Annotated in this window: 18 protein-coding genes; 12 read left to right on the top strand and 6 right to left on the bottom strand. The window is 42.0% G+C overall.

What is annotated here, in order from left to right; all coding sequences use genetic code 11:
• The first annotated feature begins 88 nt into the window (after positions 1-88).
• The 9 genes from ABIB50_RS23195 to ABIB50_RS23155 all read left to right on the top strand — a co-directional run bounded on the left by ABIB50_RS23195 (position 89) and on the right by ABIB50_RS23155 (position 13,007).
• On the top strand, positions 89-868 hold the full coding sequence (locus ABIB50_RS23195; RefSeq protein WP_429383692.1) for a hypothetical protein: 780 nt from the start codon (positions 89-91) through the stop codon (positions 866-868).
• Between the two features lie 53 nt (positions 869-921).
• Positions 922-1,608: a class I SAM-dependent methyltransferase gene (locus ABIB50_RS23190; RefSeq protein ID WP_429383690.1), complete on the top strand. Its 687-nt coding sequence runs from the start codon at positions 922-924 to the stop codon at positions 1,606-1,608.
• A gap of 3 nt (positions 1,609-1,611) precedes the next feature.
• Entirely contained in the window at positions 1,612-2,742 is a 1,131-nt protein-coding gene (locus tag ABIB50_RS23185; protein ID WP_429383688.1) for a glycosyltransferase, read from the top strand.
• Complete coding sequence (locus ABIB50_RS23180; RefSeq protein ID WP_429383686.1) at positions 2,739-3,503, top strand: TylF/MycF/NovP-related O-methyltransferase; 765 nt, start codon at positions 2,739-2,741, stop codon at positions 3,501-3,503. Before ABIB50_RS23185 ends, ABIB50_RS23180 begins: the two co-directional genes overlap by 4 nt.
• A gap of 6 nt (positions 3,504-3,509) precedes the next feature.
• Positions 3,510-5,000, top strand: a complete 1,491-nt coding sequence (locus tag ABIB50_RS23175; RefSeq protein WP_429383685.1) for a lipopolysaccharide biosynthesis protein — start codon at positions 3,510-3,512, stop codon at positions 4,998-5,000.
• Between the two features lie 29 nt (positions 5,001-5,029).
• On the top strand, positions 5,030-7,864 hold the full coding sequence (locus tag ABIB50_RS23170) for a gliding motility-associated C-terminal domain-containing protein (protein WP_429383683.1): 2,835 nt from the start codon (positions 5,030-5,032) through the stop codon (positions 7,862-7,864).
• 58 nt (positions 7,865-7,922) lie between these two features.
• Positions 7,923-11,240 carry a gliding motility-associated C-terminal domain-containing protein gene (locus tag ABIB50_RS23165; RefSeq protein WP_429383681.1) on the top strand — a complete coding sequence of 1,106 codons (3,318 nt, stop codon included), beginning with the start codon at positions 7,923-7,925 and terminating at the stop codon, positions 11,238-11,240.
• Between the two features lie 76 nt (positions 11,241-11,316).
• On the top strand, positions 11,317-12,090 hold the full coding sequence (locus tag ABIB50_RS23160) for a class I SAM-dependent methyltransferase (protein ID WP_429383679.1): 774 nt from the start codon (positions 11,317-11,319) through the stop codon (positions 12,088-12,090).
• Positions 12,090-13,007, top strand: a complete 918-nt coding sequence (locus tag ABIB50_RS23155) for a glycosyltransferase (protein ID WP_429383677.1) — start codon at positions 12,090-12,092, stop codon at positions 13,005-13,007. The genes ABIB50_RS23160 and ABIB50_RS23155 overlap by 1 nt, the downstream gene beginning before the upstream one ends.
• 2 nt (positions 13,008-13,009) lie before the next feature.
• Here ABIB50_RS23155 and ABIB50_RS23150 read toward each other — a convergent pair whose 3' ends face one another.
• The 3 genes from ABIB50_RS23150 to ABIB50_RS23140 are packed head-to-tail and all read right to left on the bottom strand — an operon-like array spanning position 13,010 to position 16,151.
• Entirely contained in the window at positions 13,010-14,827 is a 1,818-nt protein-coding gene (locus ABIB50_RS23150; protein ID WP_429383675.1) for a glycoside hydrolase family 2 protein, read from the bottom strand.
• Between the two features lie 55 nt (positions 14,828-14,882).
• Positions 14,883-15,629, bottom strand: a complete 747-nt coding sequence (locus ABIB50_RS23145) for a class I SAM-dependent methyltransferase (protein WP_429383673.1) — start codon at positions 15,627-15,629, stop codon at positions 14,883-14,885.
• Positions 15,630-15,644: 15 nt separating this feature from the next.
• Positions 15,645-16,151 carry a serine acetyltransferase gene (locus ABIB50_RS23140; RefSeq protein ID WP_429383671.1) on the bottom strand — a complete coding sequence of 169 codons (507 nt, stop codon included), beginning with the start codon at positions 16,149-16,151 and terminating at the stop codon, positions 15,645-15,647.
• A 157-nt stretch (positions 16,152-16,308) separates the two neighbouring features.
• On the opposite strand from ABIB50_RS23140, the gene ABIB50_RS23135 reads away from it, so the two are divergent.
• Genes ABIB50_RS23135 through ABIB50_RS23125 form a run of 3 tightly spaced genes read left to right on the top strand, consistent with a single transcriptional unit; the run spans position 16,309 to position 19,684 of the window.
• Positions 16,309-17,571: a glycosyltransferase family 4 protein gene (locus ABIB50_RS23135; RefSeq protein ID WP_429383669.1), complete on the top strand. Its 1,263-nt coding sequence runs from the start codon at positions 16,309-16,311 to the stop codon at positions 17,569-17,571.
• Positions 17,568-18,326 (top strand): glycosyltransferase family 2 protein, encoded by a 759-nt coding sequence (locus ABIB50_RS23130; protein WP_429383667.1) that lies wholly within the window; start codon positions 17,568-17,570, stop codon positions 18,324-18,326. The genes ABIB50_RS23135 and ABIB50_RS23130 overlap by 4 nt, the downstream gene beginning before the upstream one ends.
• A 17-nt stretch (positions 18,327-18,343) precedes the next feature.
• Positions 18,344-19,684 (top strand): MutS-related protein, encoded by a 1,341-nt coding sequence (locus ABIB50_RS23125; protein ID WP_429383665.1) that lies wholly within the window; start codon positions 18,344-18,346, stop codon positions 19,682-19,684.
• 49 nt (positions 19,685-19,733) lie between these two features.
• On the opposite strand, the gene ABIB50_RS23120 is transcribed toward ABIB50_RS23125, so the two are convergent.
• From ABIB50_RS23120 to ABIB50_RS23110, 3 genes are all read right to left on the bottom strand, one after another.
• Positions 19,734-22,223: a YfhO family protein gene (locus tag ABIB50_RS23120; protein WP_429383663.1), complete on the bottom strand. Its 2,490-nt coding sequence runs from the start codon at positions 22,221-22,223 to the stop codon at positions 19,734-19,736.
• Between the two features lie 84 nt (positions 22,224-22,307).
• Positions 22,308-22,589 (bottom strand): hypothetical protein, encoded by a 282-nt coding sequence (locus tag ABIB50_RS23115; protein WP_429383661.1) that lies wholly within the window; start codon positions 22,587-22,589, stop codon positions 22,308-22,310.
• A gap of 9 nt (positions 22,590-22,598) precedes the next feature.
• Positions 22,599-22,856, bottom strand: coding sequence for a DUF4834 family protein (locus ABIB50_RS23110; RefSeq protein WP_429383659.1), 258 nt, complete (start codon positions 22,854-22,856; stop codon positions 22,599-22,601).
• Positions 22,857-23,152 lie beyond the last annotated feature (296 nt).

Genomic DNA, 23,152 nt, shown 5'->3' with positions numbered 1-23,152 from the left:
TATTTGATAAACACTATTGTTAAAAAGAGCCACAATTTTGTGGCTCTTTTTTTGTTTATGTATTTACCAGTATATTTACCGCTGCGCAATGATGAAAAAGTACGTTTTCCCCTATTTAATCTTGCTGGCAATGGTTGGGCTGAGTTCTTGTAAAAAAGAAATAAAGTCGACAGATATTTGCCTGCACGCTTCGTCCATTGACTATTTGAAGCGATGGGGAATAAGGGAGATAAGTACCAACGTATTTGACGCGGGTAATGTACCAATAAGCCATACGGTTACTTATCCAAACGGTTACTTCCAGATCAACAGCGATTTTACCTATAACCTGTTTAGCGATGATGCCCCGGTGAACGGTAAATGGAGTATCAATAAAGCTTGCGAATTTGTGCTTAATCCGGGTACAAGCAAAGAGCGCAGGTTTGCTGTGATACAACTGTCTGATGATTCGTTAACCTTACGCCAAACCGTGGGCCGTACCGTTATTACCCAGCATTATGCCGCGTTTAAGTGCCCACCCCTTGCCAGTTTGCAGTTTAGGTGGGATAACGCTTTCACCCTGCAATCGCCTTATGGTATTGATACCGTGTATAAAACAATGCGTTTAAAACAATCTGGTTATTTTAAATTAAATACTGACGCCAGTTATAACCTTATTTTAGGGGCATTTAATGGTATGCCGGCACCGCCTCCGGCAACCGGAACCTGGGGCATTACACAGCCCGGCTGTTTACTGGTTTTGGATAAAAATAAGACTAACGAAATATCATATGAAGTGCAAAAGGTAAATATGGACTCGTTAGTGATATGGCGTAAAGACACCGTGAGGAAACTTAACCAGTTAAGATATTATTCAAGGCATAAGTAGGGGTTCGGTAATCAGCATTTTAATAACCTATATAAAAGCCTTAAATTAGCCGCATGAAAGGTAATGACCGGCTAAACCCCAATATATTCCATCCAAGATATGTGCATCTAACCCAGTTACGCGATGCGACTATTAAAAAAATAGAAGAGCTAACCGCTAATAACAAAGAATTATTATTGGTAGATTTTGGCTGCGGCGATATGCCGTACAGGAGTGTTATTGAACCGCATGTAGGCACTTACCTGGGTGTTGACCTGGAAATGAACCCTATGGCCGATCATCATATTGGTTTCGACAGTAAAACCACCCTGCCTGATAACTATTGCGATATCATTTTATCAAACCAGGTACTGGAGCATGTGGATACACCATCGGGTTATTTACAGGAAGCACTGCGGATATTAAAACCGGGCGGGTCAATCATATTAACCACGCATGGCTACTGGTATTATCACCCAACCCCCAACGATTACTGGCGCTGGACGAGTGCGGGCTTACGCAAAACTGTTGAAGACGAAACTTTTATAGTAACTTCATTCTTCGGTATAATGGGCCTTGCTGCCAGCGGGTTGCAGTTATTGCAGGATGCTATTATCAATAAGCTTCCGCGCTTTTTGGTTCCGCCGTTTGCCTTTGTGATGCAGCTTAAGATCAGGCTGTTTAATAAAATGAATACCCAGCAACAGCGCGACAGGGATGCTTCTTTATATATAGTACTTGCGCAAAAACCAGTAAAGTAATTAATGGAGCAATTTAACCTCTGCATCATTAAACCTAATAAAGATTCCTTTTCAGAAACCTTTGTACGGGAACATATTGAACGTTTACCCGGCAATAAAAAAGTGTTGTACGGCGGCGTTTTCCCTGTTTATGACCATGAGGGTAAGTACCTCATCCGGTCGCCGTTTGGTTTGCTGAGCTATTTGATCCAAAAGAAAATATTTAACAAGCTGGAGATTAATGTACGCACTAATGCGCTGGCCAAATATCTAACCGAACAAAAAATTGATGTAGTATTTGCCGAGTATGGCATGGTAGGCGCCTCAGTAACCGAGGCTTGCCAAATGGCCGGGTTGCCGTTGGTTATCCACTATCATGGGGCCGATGTGCATCACCGCGAGACCGCGGCTCTATACCATAACCTTTATCAAAAAGCGTTTAAATACGCCAGCGGACTAATAGCAGTATCGGGCGATATGGCCAGGGCGCTTATTGCTATGGGCGCACCAGCCGAAAAAGTAACCACCGCTTCATGTGGGGTTGACACATCGGCCTTTCCGCTGCTGGATATTTCAAAAACCGGCAGAACGTTTTTAGCCATAGGCCGTTTTGTAAAAAAGAAATCGCCAACATCAGTAATAAAAGCGTTTAAGCTGGTGATTGATAAATTTCCGGATGCTACGTTAGCTATGGTGGGTACAGGGCCGTTAGCCGATGAGGTATCAGCATTAGTGACCGAATTAAAATTAGAAAAAAGCGTTACTTTATATGGCGGATTAAAAGCAGATCAGGTTAAAGCCCTGTTTGCAAAAGCCCGTTGTTTTGTGCAGCACTCTGTTACCGCGCCTGACGGCGATATGGAAGGCACGCCGGTAACTATACTGGAAGCCGGATCATCTGGCCTGGCCATTGTAAGTACGCAGCACGCCGGAATAAAAGAAGCGGTAATTAACGGAGAAACCGGATATTTGGTGCCCGAACATGATATTGAAGGCATGGCCGGCTACATGATTAAAATTGCTGCCGATGTAAACCTGTCCGTTGAACTGGGGAAAAAAGAGGCGGCACACATCCGCGAAAATTACGATATTAACAGTAGGATAAATACGATAACAAAGCTGCTTAAACAAGCAATAGCAAATAATAGAACATGATTAGAAAAACAGTAAGGGGCCTGGCAAATAAGTTTGGTTACGACATTGTAAAACCCGACGAGCGTTTGGTAGTTGATGGCTTACCCGCCGATTTTGATAAAGAAACCGTTGATACCTATAAAAAGGTTAAACCCTATACCATGACCACGCCCGAACGTATTGCATCACTATGCAACGCGGTAAATTACCTGGTTACCAATAAAATTGACGGCGACTTTGTTGAGTGCGGCGTATGGCGCGGCGGCAGTACCATGGCGGCTATTGATACCCTAATAAAAGCTGGCGACCAAACCCGCGAGATCTATTTATTCGACACCTACGAAGGCATGTCTGAACCTACCGAGGTTGATAAAGTATTTACCGGTACCGATGCTGTGGAGTTAATGAACAGCACCGAGCGTGAGGACCCAACATCAGTTTGGTGCTATTCAACTATTGACGAGGTGCAGAAAAATGTTGGCAGTTTAAATTATCCGACAGCTAAGGTGCATTACGTAAAAGGTAAGGTAGAAGACAGCATCCCCCAAACCCTGCCCGGCAAAATAGCATTGTTAAGGTTAGATACTGATTTTTATGAATCAACAGCACACGAGCTGAAGCACCTGTATCCGTTATTGGTACCGGGTGGCGTTATTATTATTGATGATTATGGCCATTGGGAAGGCGCTCGCAAAGCAGTTGATGAATATATAGTAGCCGAAAAATTACCGTTATTGCTTAACCGTATTGATTATACGGGCCGAATCGGCATAAAATATTAGGTATAAATGGGAATAGTAAAAAAACAGGCTTACAAAAACACTTTCGTATCATACGCGGGTATGATCATAGGGTTTGTAAACCTTATCTTACTTTACCCACGTTTCCTTACTACCGAGCAGATAGGCCTTTTTCAATTATTGATAGGTTTGTCGGTGCTTTACTCGATCATTGCATCGATGGGCGTGCCAAGTATAATTGTACGTTATTTTCCTTTCTATCGTACTGATGATAATACGCATCATAATTTTTTGCGTTTTACGGGCAAGGTCGCCCTTATAGGGTTTGCCATTTCAACGCTGGTATTTTTCGCCATTAAACCAATAATAGTGATCAGCTTTAAAAAAAAAGCGGAGCTGTTTGTTGAATATTATTATTACCTGGTGCCGCTGGCATTTTTCACTATCTTCTTTAATTTTTTAGAAGCCTTTGGTAAGGTTATTTATCAGTCCATATACTCGGCTGTTTTAAAAGAAGTGGTTTTGCGCTTAGTTACTACCATTACCATGCTCATGCTGGCTTTGGGCTGGATAGATTTTCAGCAATTCATTGTTATTTATGTGCTGATAAATGGCGTAGTATGTTTGAGTTTGTTAGTAAGTCTTGCCACCACGGGCAAATTCTCTTATCGCAGGTCGAGCGTGAAGCATCCGGATATCACCCACAAAGAAGTGCTTAATTTCGGCTTGTTCACTTTCTTATCCAGCGCTATATATGTAATGCTGCAAAATGTAGACAAATATATGTTGAGCGCTATGGCCGGATTAGCGGTGCAAGGGGTTTACAGCTTATACTCGGGTATAGCTATAGTTATCTCCGTACCTCAGGCAGCGCTTAGCCGCACAACCTACCAGATAGTATCTGATGCCTGGAAATCAAAAAACATGGCAGCTATTGAAGAAGTTTATTACAAAACATCTATTATACAGATGGTGGTGGGTTTTTTATTGTTTGTAGGCATATTGGTGAACAAAGAGAATCTGTTAACCTTGCTGCACAAAAAAGAATATGCCGACCAGTTTAATGTATTGATCATGATATGCCTGGGCTTTTTGGTGGATGTTACCGGCGGGTTAAATACTTATATCGTCACCACATCGCATAAATACAAATTGATAACTATCCTGGTGCTTATTTGGAGTATAATTTGCGTTGTTTTAACTTATTTGGCGATACCCAAATATGGTGGTATGGGTGCCGCCGGGGCTTATTTAATAACCATTGCGGGTATTAATTTCTGTACTTGGTTCTACATCAAATACCGTTTTAAAATGCAGCCATTTACTTTTAAGCATATCTTAGTAATTGGCATTGCAATAATAAGTTATTTTGCCGGTAAGTATTTTTGGCGTATGCCAAATGTTTTTTTAGATCTTGTAGTGCGCAGTGGCATTACAACCATAGTTTATGGCGTGCTGGCTTATTACCTGAAAATATCAACAGATATAAATGATAAGGTTGATGCAACCTTACAAAAAGCCTTGCATATTATTAAATAATCTTTCCTAACTTGTAGGTTATTAAACCTATGTACCTCAATAAATTAGTTGGCTTTCTTGCTTTGCTGCTCATTTTACCAATATTGAGCTTTGGGCAAACCGTGCCTGTAGCGCCAAGTATGCTATTAGATATTGGCGGCTTAAGAGCTTCCGCTATCTCAACCAGTTTGAAATTTGATGCACAAGGCAATTTTTACGTCATTGGCAATTATGTGGATGGCCCTTATAATGTTGTTGATTTTGATCCTTCGGCAGGCATAACTGGCGCGACCGAAAAAAATGCTGGTGATTTTTTAGCTAAGTATAGCGCAGCTGGTGCGCTTGTTTGGGTAAAAAGATTTGAGCAAGAGTGGTCGGGAGTTGACGCGAGTGGCCTTGACATTGACCGTAACGGCAACATTACTGTGATCGGCAGGAAAGATGCTACAGGTACGAGAAATGCTGCTGGCTATGTGTTCTATAGCGATGCTTTTATTGTGCACCTTGACAACAATGGAAACGTGTTGTGGGAAAAATTGATTGAAAGCGGGAGCAGAGCTATACCAACAGACATAGGCCCCAATAAGCCATTTTACGATGGACAAATAGGATATAAAGTGGCAAGCGATGCCGCCGGAAATTTGATAGGTCTGTTCGCTTTTTGGGGATCACCTGACGTTAGCGGTAAGATTACAGCCAAAGGAAGTCCGGACGGCTTAGTGGTGAAGTATGACCCTAACGGTAATGTAATATGGAAGTTTAACCTTGGGGCAATTGGTAATGGGTATGATAATAGAGCAGTAGACGTATTGGTTGATAAAGACAATAACATCATTGTTGCAGGCTATGGCAACGGTACAGTTGATTATAACCCGCTGGGTGCACCGGTTAGTATTTCCGGAGAGCATGCTATATTTTTAGCCAAGTATTCGCCCGCCGGTATATTGCAATGGGTTAAGAGCAATGATGGTTTAACGTTTAACTACAACGTTACGCTGGCTTTAGATAGCCAGGATAACATTTATATAAATGGTGTATTTAACGGCCCTACAAATTTTGGCAGCACGCCAACATTAAATCCCATTGGCCTTCAGGATATATTTATAGCAAAATATTCATCGGCAGGTAATTTGTTATATCGTAAAGATATAGGTGGTACAAATACTACTGTGCTTAACCGAGGGATGGCAGTGGGGACCGACAACAGTTTATACCTTACCGGTAATTTTTTGGGAAAGGTTGATTTTGATCCTTCTTCAGCAGTAGCCGAACTCACTGCAGGTGTGGATCTTACCATGTTTTTGGCTAAATATGATGATAATGGCAATTATCAGTGGGCATTCGCCATACCGGATCTTGCTCATACTTTTAATTCAGTTGACATTAACAGTGTAGGGCCTTCTATAGAAGAGGAGGGCGTCCAATTCCTAAATGTAAATAGTAATAATGAAATATTTGTAACCGGGCAGTTTGGTACGTCTAAGCCAACTATTAATTTTGATGCTACAGGATGCGGGATTGGTAACCTGACTGTGCAGGGCAAAGCTGATATGTTTATTGTGCGTTATGTGCCTACTACATTAGTACCGGTTACCAATAATACTGCGACAGCACCGGCTGTAACGACTGTTTGCCCCGGCGATGATCCCGGCCTAATTACCGGCAGCACACCCATTGGTTCTAATTACACTTACCAATGGCAGCAATCATTGGATAATAAAACCTTTACCGACATTCCCGGCGCGAGCGCGCAATCAAAAGATTTTGACCCGCCAGTAATAAGCGCGACAACCTATTACCGCCGCGGTATCCTGAAAGCGGTATGCGCGGCACCCAATGTCAGCAATGTAATTACAATAAACTATATAAAACCTGTAACTGATAATAGGATAGTTGCCCCGTCCGATAGTAATTTTTGCAATGTCGGTAATGCAGCTTTAATTCGTGGCTATGTGCCGGTAGCCGTTGGTAATATTGATTACCAGTGGCAGCAATCAACAGATAATATTACGTTTACTGACATCAACGGTGCCACCGCGAAAGATTATGATCCGTCGTCGGCCAGTATCACTACTTATTACAGGCGATTGATCACAAATTCGCCCTGCAATATCCGCCTACCCGGTAATACGGTTACTATCGCTATCAACCCTTTGCCTGTAGCAACAGTATCGCCCGAACAAAGCATTTGTCCGGGCCAGTCGGTAACGCTCAATGCTACCGGTGGTACCAGTTACTTGTGGTCGCCCGCTACCGGTCTTTCTGCAACAGATGTTGCATCGCCCATAGCCACACTTACAACTGCTACAACTTATACAGTAACGGTTTTTAATGGTGACTGCAGCAGCACATTAACGGTTACAGTAAATGTTGCAGCGCCGCCCCTGGTTAATGCAGGCCCGGATAAGACTATCTTTAAAGGCGATAGGGTGCAACTAACCGGCCAGGTAACCGCAACCGCGGGCACTACTTATCAATGGTCGCCGGCAACCTACCTGGATGATCCAAATAGCCTCACACCGATTGCTACCCCAGCTAAAAACATAACTTATAAGCTAACAGCAACAACTGCCAAAGGATATTTTGTGGTTAATGATGATGTGTCTATAAGGGTGTTAGAGAAGATCAAGATCCCTAACACCTTTACCCCTAACGGCGACAATGTTAATGACAGCTGGCTGATAGACGGATTGGATGGCTATAATGACAGCATAATAACGGTTTTTAACAGGCTTGGTCAAAAAATTTTTAACAGCATTGGCTATGCAAAACCGTGGGATGGTATGCTTAACAATAGGCATTTGCCCCTTGGTACTTATTATTACATTATCGACTTAAAAAATGGGCAGGGGCCCTTATCCGGCTATGTTATGTTATTGAAATAAAAAAGACTTTAAACTTTATTAAATAATTCTTTTTAAATTGTAAGGTTTATCCAAACCAATGCCTGCAAGCTTTAAGAATATGTTGCGTTTAATTGCCTGTTTACTGGTTTTGCCATTAACAGCAATTTGCCAGGTAGCACCTGCCTGGGTGGCAGATATGGGTGGGCCAAATGGCAATGCTATATCAACTATTATAAAAGTTGACGCACAAAATAACATGTATGTTACCGGCATTTTCAGCGGGACTGTTGATTTTGACCCATCTTCGGCCGGTACAAAAAATTTAACTGCTACAAGCACCGGCTATGATGGGTTTATAGCAAAATATAACGCAAGCGGCGGCTTGGTATGGGCGTCATCTTTCGGCGGACCGGGTACCGACCAACCTAACGGATTAGATGTAGACATTAACGGCAATATAACCTTAACAGGCCAGTTTGATTCACAACTGATGGATGCCGACCCCGGGGCCGGTGTTTTTAACCTAACCGCGGCAGGGCGCGATGCTTTTATCATCCGCCTTGACAATAACGGGGATTTTTTATGGGCAAAGTCTATTGGTGGCACAGGTATCGAAAACGGCGGTAAGGTTGTTAGCGATGCTTCAGGTAATTTAGTGGTAGCTGCCCAGTTTCAATCAACTATAAATGTTGGCGGTACAAATATTGCACCTAAAGGTACTAAAGATGGGCTGTTAGTGAAATATGACGCAGCCGGTAACGTAATATGGAAGTTTAGTTTGGGCGATGCAGGCGGCGATAACTCGATAATAGGAGCGGTAATTGATAAAAATAATAATATCACTATTGCGGGCTACATAAACGGCACGGTTGATTTTAACCCTTTAGGCTCCGTAAATAATGTCGCCGGCAATAATTCAATGTTTATTGCGCAGTATTCATCTTCGGGGACCTTTCTTTGGGTAAATGTAATACTGGGTACCGCGCAGGGCGCTGATTATAATATTAATATGGCATTAGATGCCCAAAATAATATTTATATGAATGGTGTATTTGCCGCGCCAATAAATTTCGGCAGCGCAACGCCGTTAAGCCCCAAAGGTATCCAGGATGTATTTCTTGCGAAATATAACCAGAACGGGTTTGTACAGTTTTATAAAGACATTGGCAATGCCGGCTCATTTATAAATAATTATGGCATAGTTGTTAGCCCTGATAATAATATCTACCTATCGGGATATTTTACCGGAACGATAGATTTCGACCTTTCAGCCGCGGTTGCAAATGTTAAAGATCATGGTAGGGAGGATATGTTTTTGGTAAAGTATGATGTTAACAGTAATTATAAATGGGCCTTTGGCTTAGGCAACAATAGTTGCAACAATAACATGGCGCGGAGTGTTGCTGTTGATGGTAATAATGATGTTTTGCTAACCGGGTCATTTTGTTCTACCGTTAATTTTAATGAATCGGGTTGCGCCTCGACCAGTTCAGCACAAAGCATAGTCCGCGACCTGTTCATTGCAAAATATACAGCTGCCACTGCTGTATATGATAATGCCATTTGGCAGCCGCAACCCAATGCACCTGTTTGCACAGCAACCACTTCAGATCCATCTCTTATTAAAGGTTCTGTACCCGTAGGCCCCGGGCCTTTCACTTACCAATGGCAAGCATCATTTGATAATATTACTTTTTCCGATGTTAATGAAAATGGACCCGATTATGATCCGCCATTAGTTACCAAAACAGCCTATTTCAGGCGTATAGTTGCCGGCGGCAGTTGCACTGCCGGCACAGCCAGTAATGTTATAACTATAGCTATTACGCCAGTTCCAATAAACACTATTTCTACACCTGCAGCTGTTACCAGCTTTTGCGGGCCGGGCGACCCTGCTATAATAAGCGGTTCGCCTCTTCCGGGAATTGGATATACCATTCAATGGCAGCAATCAACAGATAATATAACTTTTACTGACATAGCAGGTGTTAATACAATTAATTATGACCCGCCGCCAATAACGGTAACCACTTACTATAGGCGTATTATAACTGCCGCCGGGTGTGCCGCGCTACCCCTAAGCAATGTAGTAACTATAAATATTCATCGGGCTATAACTATCAATAATAACAGCATTGCACAGCCGGTACCCGCTACTTTTTGTTCGGCAAGCGCAGATCCTTCGGTCATCAATGGTTCTACACCAACTGGCGGTACGGGTAATTTCACCTATCAATGGCAAATGTCAACCGATAATATAACCTTTACTGATATATCAGGCGCTGCTGCCCTTTCAATTAATTATGATCCTTCGGTAATTACTACAACAACCTACTATCGCCGCGGAGTATTGAGTTTCTGTTCTGCGCCGCTATATAGTAATGTTGTAACCATAACCGTAACACCCGCTGTTGGCAATAATACACTAACAGCACCGACTGCAACCAGTTTTTGCGGGCCGGCTTTTGGAGGCGATATAACAGGCACTTCGGCTGGCGGTGCCGGCTTTAGCTACCAATGGCAGCAATCTACCGACAATGTCAACTTCACAGATATTGCAGGGGCGAACAGATTAACTTATAATACAGGTTTGGTTAGTACTACAACGTATTACCGCAGGCTGGTAACAGGCGGCTCTTGCGGTACCCCATCACCAAGTAATGTGGTTGCTATTACTATAAGTACCGGGGCGCTTGCCAAGGTATCAGCAGGGTCAACTATTTGTGCAGGCAATAGTGTTACTTTAACCGCTTCCGGCGGTACTAAGTACACGTGGACACCGGCTGCGGGACTATCGGCAACTAATGTAGCGGCACCAACAGCAACGCCATTAGTTACTACTACCTATAAAGTGATAGTGTCTACCGGCAACTGTTCTGACTCGGCCAAGGTTATAATTATTGTAATACCTAAACCAATTGTTGATGCCGGGGAGGATAAAATTATTTTAAAAGGTGATAAGATACAGCTTGCAGGTAAAGTAACGGGTAATAATGTACAGTATAGCTGGTCGCCAACTACTTATTTAGATGACCCTGCTATTCTTACCCCAACTGCTACACCAACAGAGGATATTACCTACACCCTTACCGCAACAACTGATCAGAATTGCGCTATTGAAACAGACAAGGTTACTATTAAAGTTTATGAAAAAATAGTTGTACCTAACACTTTTACCCCAAACGGCGACGGCACTAATGATACCTGGAACATTGCCGCTATGACTGCTTACACCGGCAGCGTAGTAACCGTTTATAACAGGGAGGGGCTTGCGATATTTAAAAGCACCGGGTACACTAAATCATGGGACGGAACCTTCAAAGGAAAACTGCTACCCTTTGGAACTTATTATTATGTCATTGATCTTAAAAACGGCACTAAGCCGCTATCGGGCTGGCTGACAATTGTAAAATAATATTAAATATCAGCCGCCGGGCCTATTTAATATTTATATGTTAATTTTGCCGCACTAACCACAATACACTACAAAAATGCAGGAAGTAAACAGCAGCGAAAACCTTAAAACGGCCTACGACAATTATTATGAAAATAATGATGAAACCTGGCGCATGTTGGGTGCTAAGTACAAGGTTGAGCATATCATAACTGTTTGTAAAGGCTATACTTTTAATAAAGTGCTAGAGGTTGGTGCCGGCGACGGCGTGATATTAAAATTATTGGCTGATAAAGATTTCGCGCCCGAGCTGCATGCGGTCGAGCTTTCGGCAAGCGGGGTGGAGCGGATAAAAGAAAGAAATATACCAAGCCTAAAATCTGTACAGGAGTTTGACGGGTACCATTTGCCTTTCGGGGATAACAGCATGGACCTGATCATCCTTACCCACGTATTAGAGCATGTGGAGCACGAGCGCCTTTTGCTGCGCGAGTTGAAGCGTGTTGCCAAAATGGTACTGATAGAGGTGCCGCGTGATTATAAGCACGGCGTTGATACACGTATAAAGCACTTCCTGGCTTATGGGCACATTAATGTTTATACACCTACATCGCTGCGTTATTTGTTAGCAACCGAGGGGCTGGAAGTAGTTAAAGATTTAACCGACACCATTGCGCCCGAAGTAACTAAGTTTTATACTTTCGAAACTTTAAAAAAGCCAAAGAACTTTTTAAGCAGCCTGAAAATTGACCTGGAACATAACGTTAAAAAAGTTGCTGCATCCATCTTCGGAAAAAAACTGGAAGAACAATTTGCTAACTACTATACCGTTCTATGTAAAAAAGCTGATCATCAGCCCGAAATATTTTAATGCAAAATCTTGCACCTATAGCTTTATTCGTATATAACCGGCCCGACCATACGCGCCGTACGCTTGCCTATTTACAAAAGAACGTATTGGCTGCCGAGTCTCGGTTATTCATTTTTTCTGACGGGCCAAAAACCGAAGCCGATACCGCTAAGGTGGAAGAGGTTAGGGCATTGGCATATGAAGTAACCGGCTTTAAATCTGTTAAAGTAATACCCCGTAAAGAAAACATGGGGTTGGCCAGTTCTATTATTATTGGCGTTAGCCAGCTGGTGAGCGAGTTTGGTAAGGTCGTTGTTTTTGAGGATGATCTGATATCGTCGCCGTATACCCTGCAATATTTTAACGAGGGGCTTGCTAAATACGCACAGGATGATAAAGTAATGCATATTGGCGCGTATATGTACAACCTGGATGATAAAACGTTGCCCGATGCTTTCTTTTATCGGATAGCTACCAGTTGGGGATGGGCCACATGGTCAAGGGCATGGCGAAATTTTGAGCCGGATATTGATAAGCTGATGAGCCAGTTTAACCTGGAGAAAAAACATAACTTTTCTATAGGCTACACAATGAACTTCTGGAAGCAAATGGAGGAATTTAAGGCCGGTAAAAACAACTCGTGGGCCATAAGGTGGTATGCGTCCATTTTCCTAAAAGGAGGGCTTACACTCAATCCCTCGCGCTCGCTGGTGCATAACATAGGGCATGACGGTACCGGTGTGCACTCTAATATCGAAAACATGTACGGCGTTAAGGTTGCCGACAAGCCGGTTAAATATTTCCCTACCGAGATCAAAGAGAACGAACAGGCTCACGTAACCATTAAACGCTTCCTTAAAAACCGTAAAGGCACCATATTACAAAGAGGCATACGGCTAATTAAACAATGGCGGATAAAAGCTGCTGTGAAGAAATAACCTTAATTAGTTTTAGGCATATTCAGTTTATAACTTTCTTTAATAACCGCCTGGTTTGCGGCTTTAACGCGGTTAACTTCCATTTTCTCGAAAGCGCGGTCGTAAGTTAACAAGCCATTAACTTCATGCTCCACATCGGTAGTTTGTGTGTAGATTGCAACGCTCAGGCCCCGGTACTTCATCAGTTGTTCTACTTTGTCCAATAAAAATACGTACCTGTCGGTTAACCGCGATTTGGTTGGCTCATAATCGTAGGCGTTGTTCCTTACCGGCCACATGTGGTCGCGTACAAACAAGCCAACTCCGCCAAACTCGCCCAATGATGCCGCACGATTTGCGTCTGGCCGCGAGGCGCCATCCGGGCCTACGTAAATATGTGTATCTACATAATCACCATTCATAGGGTCGCCATAGGCTTTTTGGTAGGATGGGTTATTGTTAAAGCCCGAGTTGCCGTTCACCAGTCTTGAAGGGTCGTATTGCTTGGTCCAATCGGTTATATTTTTAACATCAAATGCGCCCCAGTTTTCGTTAAAAGGCACCCAGGTAATAATGGATGGCGAGTTATAATGATCGTCGATAATGGCTTTCCATTCCTTCCTGAATTCGGTGCGCACTTTTAATGTATCTTCATTTTGATACCATATCGCCGGCATATCCTGCCAAACCAACAGGCCTAATTTATCGGCCCAATAATAAAACCGTTGCGGCTCGGTTTTCATATGCTTCCTTATCAGGTTAAAGCCCGCCCTTTTTGTGAATTCAATATCAAATTTAAGCGCCGCTTCTGTTGGCGCAGTTAAAACACCATCGGGCCAGTAACCCTGGTCAAGCATACCCAACTGCATAATAAATTTGCCGTTTATTAACGGGCGATTAACCCCGTTAACCTTGCCTAATTTAATATCCCTCATGCCGAAGTAGCTTTTAACTTCATCTGTCACCCTACCACTGGCATCTGCCAGGCTGATCTTCAGATCGTACAGAAACGGGCTATCCGGCGACCAAAGTTTAGGCGATTTTATCGGCACATAAAAAGAACTACCGCCCGTTGATGAGGCTTGCGCTACCACCTTAGCTCCATCCAAAGCAATAGCGGTTACTTTACCTTCACCGGCAGTATTCACCTGTATTTTTAAGCGGCTGTTTTCCAAATCAGGCAGCAGACGGACGTTTTGAATGAAGTTTTTATTTACCGGTTCCAGCCATACGGTTTGCCAGATGCCTGAACAGAAGGTATAATCGCCGCGCGGGCCGCTTTTGCCTGATGGTACCCGGCCATCATTCAGATCCTGAACTGCAACCACCAGTGTATTTTTGCCTTTTACCAAATAGGGCGTAATGTTAAAGCTAAAGGCATCATAACTGCCATCATGGTCGCCGGCTTTATGGCCGTTAACAAATAAGGTTGCGTGGTAAGCTACAGCATCAAAGTGCATGATGACTTGCTTATTACCCCATGTTTGAGGTAGTTCCACCGTACGGCGGTACCACATATTGATCTCTTGCTTGCGCTTGATGCCCGACAGCACAGATTCAGGACAATAAGGCACACGAATTTTTTCTACTTTACCGGCAAAGACTATTGCTTTTTCAGGATTAGACGCGTCCGCCACATCTTTGCCACCAATATAGTCCCATTTGCCATTTAAACACAACCAATCAGTCCGTTGCAATTGCGGCCTTGGATATTCCGGGAACGGAACAGGCGCATCCATAGCCGGTTTGGTCCAGGGTGTTGGCAGTTCGGCAACCTGGGCAAATAGGGTTGAATTAATTATTAAAAACAGGAATAGAAATAACAGTCGGTTTGGTTTCATGGTATATCGGGTTATTAATAATAAATGTAGAGACGCAATGCTTTGCGTCTCCGGATTATTTTGTCGCCTTTAATACAATATAAGGCGATAAAGCCTTGCTTTCAAAAGGGAAGATCTTTGTAAACACTTTCCCGGTAAACCACAGGCTTTTAACAAAAGCCTTAGCCAATGCCGACTGCGTACCCTTATTTTCCAACCACATAGAAAATTTGCCATGATAGTATGATTCCACATCCTTTAAACCCAACTCCTTGCAATAGCTTGCCAACAACGCAGGGTTCATACTTTCAATATAGTGTTTGTTATAATTCTCCAGATCGAATTTACGTTGAACCCAACCGTTTATACTTTTAAAATTAGGGAGGGTTATAAACAGCGTTCCGTTATCTTTTAAAAAAGGCAGGTGGGTTGCTATAATGGCTTTGGTATCTTTAAAGTGCTCTATCAAGCCGAAGGATAGCACCATGTCGTACTGTGTTTCGGGTTGATAGCTGAACAGGTCGGCTTCAATAATGTCAATATCGGTTTCTTTCAGACCGTTTACTTCAAGCAACTCATTTACCAATCCCTGGTGCACAAAATAATCAAACAGGGTGGTATCCATGTTCTCATATTTTTTAAGGTAGATGGTATAATATCCCGGGAACCCACCTAATTCAATAGCAGTTTGATAGCCTTTTTTGGCTTTGATCTTGCCCAGCATATCGCCAAAAATATAATCGCGCTTAATATTAAAGATCAGGCCAATTCTTGATTCCCAAAATGCTTTCCAAAAAGAACGGTCGGTTAAATTATTATCCATTAATGCTGTAGCCTGTTATGCAGTAGTTTCTTTTTTATCTAATATCCGGGCAGGGTTGCCCACGGCCACACTATTGGCCGGTATGCTTTTGGTAACTACCGCCCCTGCGCCGATAATTACATTATCACCAATTTCAATGTCGCCAATAATTACCACGTTGGCGCCAATATCTACATTATTGCCAATGCGTGGCGCTGGGCTAAAAGTGCCGTCCGCTTGTTTTTTGTTGCCAATGGTGGTGCTGTTTCTTAAAGTGCAGTTATCGCCAATAACAACGCCAAGGTTAACTACTAATGCCTGGCCGTGGTATAGTGCCAGGCCCTTGCCAATAGTAGTTTTACGCGGAATCTCGATCCCCCAAACCCATTCAACCAAATAGCGGTAAAACATTAAGTAAGGGAAGAATATCACCTTGGCTATCATAGACCGGTTAATGAGCGATACCAGCCTGAACATAAACAAAACAAGCTGCCCTTTAAAGTTTCGTCGGTTTGCTTGCCAATCCTGGAATAAATAGCTCATGCGGGTTACTGCCTGGTTTTGTTTATGAATAACCAAAAGTAAAATTTTTCGGCGTAATACATAGCGTAAAGCTAAAAGCAGAAAGACCAAAGCTTTTTTACGGTTAGCTTTAAGCTTTCTGCTTTAGTCTTTCAGCTTTATTAGTATACTTGTGACAATGAAAGTAACCCTCATCAATACGTCCGATGCCGGGGGCGGCGCACCCGCTGCCTGCCTGCGCCTGTTAAAGGCGTTGGTATCGGCAAAAGTTGATGCGCGGTTGCTGGTTCAGTATAAAAAGACAGGCGATGAACGGGTTGAGGGTATAGTTAAAAATTTTATAACCAGGCTAAAAGCCAAAGCTGATTTTTTACGGGAGCGCATCCCGTTCATTCTTTTTCATGAAAAGGATAAGTCCGTTCGGTTTGCTTTCTCAACCGCTAATGCGGGTACAAGTATTATTAAGCAGCCATTAGTTACCAGCGCCGATATTATACACCTGCATTGGACAAACTCAGGTTTTCTATCCATTGCCGATTTGAAAGAACTGGTTAATACCGGCAAGCCTATTGTTTGGACCTTGCATGATATGTGGGCATTTACCGGTGGTTGTCATTACTCGGGCACCTGTGATAATTTTATACGCGAATGCGGTAATTGCCCATTTTTGCGCGATGCAAGTGATAACGATATTTCGCATACCGGCTGGCTACGTAAAGCCGGCTTATTTGCCGGGGCCAAAAACATAACGTTTGTAACCTGTAGTAAATGGCTGGCCGGGGTAGCTAAGCAAAGCTCGCTGATAAAGAATTTTAGGATCGAGGCCATTCCTAATCCTATTGATATTAATATTTTTTCGCCGAAGGATAAAATATCCGCACGCCTAAAACGGGGCATCGACCCATCAGCCAAAATAATATTATTTGGCGCAGCTAATATAAATGACAGGCGCAAGGGGATAAGTTATTTAGTTGACGCGCTGAATATTTTGAAAAATGATCATCCGAAAAACGAACAAATTGAAATAGTAATATTTGGCAAGAACAAGCATTTTGACGTTACCCGATTGCCTTTTAAGGTGCATGAGCTTAGCTTAATTACATCGCAGGATGAACTGGCCGAGGTTTACAGCATGGCTGATGTTTTTGTTACACCATCGTTAGAAGATAACCTGCCTAATACCATCATGGAGGCCTTAAGTTGTGGTACACCTGTGGTTGCTTTTAATACCGGCGGCATTCCCGAAATGGTAGATCACCAGCGTAATGGCTATTTAGCTAAGTTAAAAGATGCCGCCGATATGGCTAAAGGTTTGTATGAAACGCTTAATGGCAATGCAGACCAACTGGCTGCAGGTGCCCGGCAAAAAGTATTGGATAATTATACCAATGAAATAGTGGCTCAACAATATATCAACCTCTATCAATCTATCACCAAATGAAAGCAGTGCAGCCCATATTAAGTGTAATTACGGTTGTTTATAATAATGCGGCTGATATTGAACGCACCATGCTTTCGGTATTAAACCAGACTTATAAAGGCATTGAATATATTGTTGTGGATGGTGCATCGACCGACGGCACATTGCAGATCATAGAGAAATATAAGGACCGCGTTGCCAAACTCATCAGCGAAAAAGATAAGGGCATTTACGATGCAATGAACAAAGGGTTAGCTATCGCGACAGGGGACTATGTGCTATTTATGAATTCGGCAGATGAGTTTTATTCGGCAGATACCGTAGCTAATGTTTTTGCGACTGCCCCCGATGCGGATATCTATTACGGCGAAACAGAAATGATAGACGCGCAAGGCAACAGCCTTGGACTGCGCCGCCATGCCGCTCCAACAACTTTCAGCTGGAAAAGCTTCAAATATGGAATGAGCGTAAGCCACCAGGCCATCTATATCAAACGATCTTTAACAGAACCATACGATTCCCAATATCAACTAAGTGCCGATATCGACTGGATAATTAAGGCAGCCAAAAAAGCCAGAATAATAGTTAATGTAAACCGTTACGTAGCCAAATATCAAGTAGGGGGGATGTCTAAGTTAAAACACAGGCAAAGTTTGGCCGAACGTTTTGATATTATGCGGCGATACTATGGTTTGGTTCCAACCGTTATTAATCACGCTCTTATAGCTTTTAATCTGGCTTGGTACTGGCTTAAAAATAAACGGACGAACGACTAATCTTATATCATCTTTTAATGGCCCAGTTTGAAATTGACCGGCAGACAATTAAAGATCTCGATCTTTTCAGCGAGGATGGCAACAGCATCTATTCTTTTTTTAACCATGTAAAAACCGTAGGCGGCGCAAAAAAGCTAAAAGAGATGATGGAAACACCGTCTTTTGATGTGCAAATACTCAATTCGCGTAAAGACACCATTAAATATTTTCATGAACACGGCGTAACCATAAATCTGGTTAAAAAAGATGTTGATTTTATTGAACATTACTTAGCCTTAAATCTTGACCCGCTAAAGTCTAATATTTTTGACTCTGTAGGCTGGAAGACCAGAACACTAATTAACCCAACCAGTGATGCTTATGTAATAACAGAAGGTATCAATAATATTTATAAGCTGCTTAAAATTCTGAAAGATTTTAATGACGCGCTTGCTATTGGCGAAGGTTCGTTTGCCATAGTCGCTATAAATAACATGTTGACTGCGTTCCTTTCAAAAAAAGAAATTGAAAAATTGCTGTTAACAGAGGGGGGCAAAAAAATGAAATACCTGGAGTTTAGTTATTACGACACAGTTTTCAGGAAAAAAGAATTAGCTGCCTTAATGGATGTGCTTAAAGCAGTATATGAATTAGATGCCTACATAGCCATTGGCAAGGCTGTTAGCGAGTATGGATTTTGCTTTGCACAATATGATGAAACAACTACAGCCTGTGTCGATATTAAGGGCTTACATCGTCCCGGAATAAAGAATGCAGTGAGCAACGATGTTGTTATTGATAAAGCTAAAAATGTATTCTTTTTAACCGGGGCTAATATGGCCGGTAAATCTTCGTTTTTAAAAGCTTTGGGTTTGGCGGTTTATTTGGCGCATGTAGGTTTTCCGGTACCGGCTGCGCAAATGCGTACAAGCTTGTTTAAAGGATTAATAACAACTATTAACCTGTCTGATAACATTAACAACGGATACAGCCATTACTTTAGCGAGGTTATGCGGGTAAAGCAAACCGCGGTAAAAATAGCCGAGAGCGATAACCTCTTCATTATTTTTGATGAGCTTTTTAGGGGCACTAATGTTAAGGATGCTTTTGACGCGTCGCTTGCGACCATTGTGGCCTTATCAAAAATCAAGGCCAGCGTATTTTTGATCTCCACCCATATTGTAGAAATAGCTGCCGAATTAAAAGTAATAGAAAACATCGCTTTTAAATATTTTAACTCGAAGATAGCTGACGATAAACCCATATTTGATTATAAGCTAACAGATGGTGTTTCGGCTGAGACACTGGGCTATTTTATTTTTAAGAATGAAGGCATAATTGATATATTGGAACAGGCTGCAGTGAAAAATCAGTCATAAAAAAAGGCGATGAGTATAACCCATCGCCTTTCTATATCAGCCTAAATAATCAGGCTTTTTTGCCTGTTGGCTTTTTCTTATTCTCGGTATATCCTGCAAACCCTAAAGCAAGGATCAATAAAACAGAACCTGCTAACGAAACATTCTCGCCCGTGTAATATGATGTGGGGTGGAATATAAATTCTATTTTATGGTTACCTACCGGTATCTGCGCTGCGCGTAAAAGGTAGTTGGCACGGAAGTAAGGTGTTTCTTTGCCGTCTATCTGCATGGTCCAGCCTTTATTGTAATAGATCTCAGAGAACACTGCAATTTGTGACGACGTCGAACTGCTTTGGTAAACCATATGGTCCGGGTTGTAATTTACCAGCTTAATGGTAGCACTCGTGTCCAGGAAGGTATCTTTTTCACTGATCATGCTTTTATATTTCAGATCGATTATAGCGGTCTCTTTAGGCGCAAAACTGCTTATTGCCTGCATTTCTTCATCAGCGTTTTTAACATAGGTTATATGCTGTACAAACCAGGAGTGGCCGCAAGCGGTTTGGTTAACCTGCATGGTAACGTTTTGTGTTTTTGGATCTTCTACGATAATGTATTTAACATTCATCATATCCAAAACATCATGGTTAATGCTCTTTGTAAACTGGTTATCAATTAGCTCCTCATAACGTTTTAGCCTTGCAGCCGAGTAGCCACCAAACGATTTAAAGAAAAACGGGTTATGCGTATCAGAACGTACCGGTATAGTAGTATCAAAAACTTTAAAATCAGGGTCTTTGTCTCTTATAATAAACTGGTCTATCTCGCGCGGTTGCGGGGCGTTTGATTCCTGCTTATCAGCAAAATTCTCGTCCTTTAAATAACGTTTATCAATCTGCCAAACATCAGCCATTACCAATACCAAAAAGCCTACAGACAAAACAGTAACGTTTATTTTATTTTTAATAAACGCCCATAGTATACCAAAGGCAACCAATACAAATATTAATGAACGGATGGCATCTGCACGTTCAAGGCTCATCCTGTCTTGAACAATGGCGTTTGATATATTGGTAGCCAATGCGTTATCATTACGCAGATATTGGGCTAATGTTGCTATTCCGTTTGCTTGTTCTGATGACCTGAAGCTTAACAAAAGCTCAGGCAATGCAATAAGCACTACTAATAAACCGCCGGTAATATATAGTGCTATTTTAAGCTTTTTGAAAATTTCTTTATTGTCACGTTCTTCTAAAACCTCCTTAACAGCAAGGAACGCCAGGATAGGGAAGCAAAGACTGGCAACCGCCAATATAGATTCAACCGTACGGAACTTATTGTAAAGCGGGAAGTAATGGAAGAATAGATCAGACACATAAGGGAAATTACCGCCAAACGATAATAGCATGGTTAAAATAACAGTAGCCAGTAACCACCATTTAATGCGGTTTTTAACTATGAGCAATCCAAATATAAACAGGAAGCAAATTGCAGCGCCAAAATAAAACGGGCCGCTGGTAGTTGGCTTGGTGCCCCAATAAGTACCTAAGCCGGGAAGGCCACCTCCGGTTATCTGGTTAGTTAACTGTACCGCTTGTTGATCAGGCTGGCCTGCTGCAATAAGCACTTTAGCAGTTGCCGATTTTTCATCTAAAACTTCAGTACCACTACCACCACCGTAGGCATTTGGTACCAGGAATGTAAAACATTCGCCAACGCTTTGGCTCCATTGGTAGGCATAATCTCTTGCAAGGCCATTGCTTGCTTTTTCGGTATGCTGCGTTAAGTTTGACTGGCCACGGGTGGTTTCTTTACCGTAATCATAAGTGCTCCAAAGCAAAGCAGCATTTACCGCAACAGCCAGTATTAGAGCACCAACCATATACGCTAATGATTTAAGGTAGGGCCTTGTGTTTTTTGATTTTATAGCATGATACAATTCAATGCCTGCCAAAATAATTATGGACAGCATTAAATAATAGGTCATTTGTATGTGGTTAGCTTTAATTTCCATAGCCAGGAAAAGCGCTAATAACGAGCTGCCCAAAATATATTTCCCCCGCAGGGTTAAAATTATACTGGCCAAAATAGGCGCAAAAAATGCTATGGCATACGCCTGGCCGGCGTGACCTGCCACCAATAAAATAATGTTATAGGACGAAAATGTAAAAGCAATAGCCCCGGCAGCCGCCAGCCACGGGTTAAGCCTTAATACAATGAACAGGAAGTAAGTGCCAAACAAGAATATTAAAACTGTATCAATCGGGTTTGGGAAAGTTGCTTTTAACGCACTTACAACATGCGTAGTAATATTGGCTTTATAAGGTGCCCATAGCTGGAAAGCCGGCATACCCCCAAAGATCTGGTTGGTCCACAATATGGTGGTATCCTTTGCTTTGTAAGCATCTATCTCTGTGGTGGTTGATTGCGCACCTGTTACGTCTGCTTGCCCTAATACCTTGCCCTGAAAGGCAGGTGTGAAATATAAAAAGCAGATCACTATAAAAATTCCGGCGATGGCGAAGTGAATGCCATTGCGCTTAAACCAGTTACTCATCTAAGTTGTATAAAATGGATATTAATTATTGTTCAAAAATAGAAAATTGCCTGACAATAGGAATTATATGTTTGAAAGGTTTTATCAGAGTTGGTTGTGGGCAATATAAAACAGGAATAAAATACCCACCCAGCTTATTATATAGGCAATAATTACCGGACTGGTAAACTCCTCAATATTTCTGCGGATGTTAAAGTAATTGTAAGTGGCTAACAAGGCAATGGTTAGAAAGAAGAACCAGTTGAACTTGGCATCCAGCGTAAAAAGGGTGCAGCAAACCACGTAGTTGGCAATAATAAGTAAAGCGTATTTTGGCGTATTATTATGATTGCGCCTGCGTTTAAATATCTCGCCGGTTGATTCCATTCAGGTTTTTTATTTTACTTCTTCGTAATCAACAAACTCGCCTTCACTATCAGGGAATTTGCCTTTGCGGTCTTCAGGGACATAATCAACTTTTACACGGCCGGTAGGCTGTTTCTGGCTGCTGTTATAATTGGTTTGTTGCTGCTGTTGTTGCTGTGCTTTGTTTACCACGCTTTGAAAAAGCATCGGCAACGCCCAACGGATAATGGCCCTAACTATATAAAGTATTGCGATTGATATAAATAGAAAACGAATAAATTCTGGCATCGTATTAAATTAAGCGTACAAATATAATATTATAACGGCAAAATTGTTTGGTTATGATTTTGCCGTTTTATTTATGACAGCTGAAGATATCCAATTGTTACAAGCAGTTTGTATCCCTTTTGTCATTTCGCAGAGATCACCTTACCCATATATTACAGCTCAAATCAATTACAAGTTATCACAGTATCTTCACACAGTATTACATCATATTCACCGCATTTTAACAGTTTATTACATGATATCACCCGATATTACCTTAAATATTTTACTTAAATTGCTGGTTATTAATTCATTGC

Source organism: Mucilaginibacter sp. UYCu711, assembly GCF_050433825.1.
Taxonomy (GTDB): Bacteria; Bacteroidota; Bacteroidia; order Sphingobacteriales; family Sphingobacteriaceae; genus Mucilaginibacter.
The sequence above is the reverse complement of the archived record's forward strand: the minus strand, read 5'-3'. Positions and strand labels throughout refer to the sequence as shown.

Bases quoted from the DNA above. Each gene is read 5' to 3' on its own strand.
- ABIB50_RS23195 (WP_429383692.1), top strand. From the start codon at position 89: ATGATGAAAAAGTACGTTTTCCCCTATTTAATCTTGCTGGCAATGGTT.
- ABIB50_RS23190 (WP_429383690.1), top strand. From the start codon at position 922: ATGAAAGGTAATGACCGGCTAAACCCCAATATATTCCATCCAAGATAT.
- ABIB50_RS23185 (WP_429383688.1), top strand. From the start codon at position 1,612: ATGGAGCAATTTAACCTCTGCATCATTAAACCTAATAAAGATTCCTTT.
- ABIB50_RS23180 (WP_429383686.1), top strand. From the start codon at position 2,739: ATGATTAGAAAAACAGTAAGGGGCCTGGCAAATAAGTTTGGTTACGAC.
- ABIB50_RS23175 (WP_429383685.1), top strand. From the start codon at position 3,510: ATGGGAATAGTAAAAAAACAGGCTTACAAAAACACTTTCGTATCATAC.
- ABIB50_RS23170 (WP_429383683.1), top strand. From the start codon at position 5,030: ATGTACCTCAATAAATTAGTTGGCTTTCTTGCTTTGCTGCTCATTTTA.
- ABIB50_RS23165 (WP_429383681.1), top strand. From the start codon at position 7,923: ATGCCTGCAAGCTTTAAGAATATGTTGCGTTTAATTGCCTGTTTACTG.
- ABIB50_RS23160 (WP_429383679.1), top strand. From the start codon at position 11,317: ATGCAGGAAGTAAACAGCAGCGAAAACCTTAAAACGGCCTACGACAAT.
- ABIB50_RS23155 (WP_429383677.1), top strand. From the start codon at position 12,090: ATGCAAAATCTTGCACCTATAGCTTTATTCGTATATAACCGGCCCGAC.
- ABIB50_RS23150 (WP_429383675.1), bottom strand. From the start codon at position 14,827: ATGAAACCAAACCGACTGTTATTTCTATTCCTGTTTTTAATAATTAAT.
- ABIB50_RS23145 (WP_429383673.1), bottom strand. From the start codon at position 15,629: ATGGATAATAATTTAACCGACCGTTCTTTTTGGAAAGCATTTTGGGAA.
- ABIB50_RS23140 (WP_429383671.1), bottom strand. From the start codon at position 16,151: ATGAGCTATTTATTCCAGGATTGGCAAGCAAACCGACGAAACTTTAAA.
- ABIB50_RS23135 (WP_429383669.1), top strand. From the start codon at position 16,309: ATGAAAGTAACCCTCATCAATACGTCCGATGCCGGGGGCGGCGCACCC.
- ABIB50_RS23130 (WP_429383667.1), top strand. From the start codon at position 17,568: ATGAAAGCAGTGCAGCCCATATTAAGTGTAATTACGGTTGTTTATAAT.
- ABIB50_RS23125 (WP_429383665.1), top strand. From the start codon at position 18,344: ATGGCCCAGTTTGAAATTGACCGGCAGACAATTAAAGATCTCGATCTT.
- ABIB50_RS23120 (WP_429383663.1), bottom strand. From the start codon at position 22,223: ATGAGTAACTGGTTTAAGCGCAATGGCATTCACTTCGCCATCGCCGGA.
- ABIB50_RS23115 (WP_429383661.1), bottom strand. From the start codon at position 22,589: ATGGAATCAACCGGCGAGATATTTAAACGCAGGCGCAATCATAATAAT.
- ABIB50_RS23110 (WP_429383659.1), bottom strand. From the start codon at position 22,856: ATGCCAGAATTTATTCGTTTTCTATTTATATCAATCGCAATACTTTAT.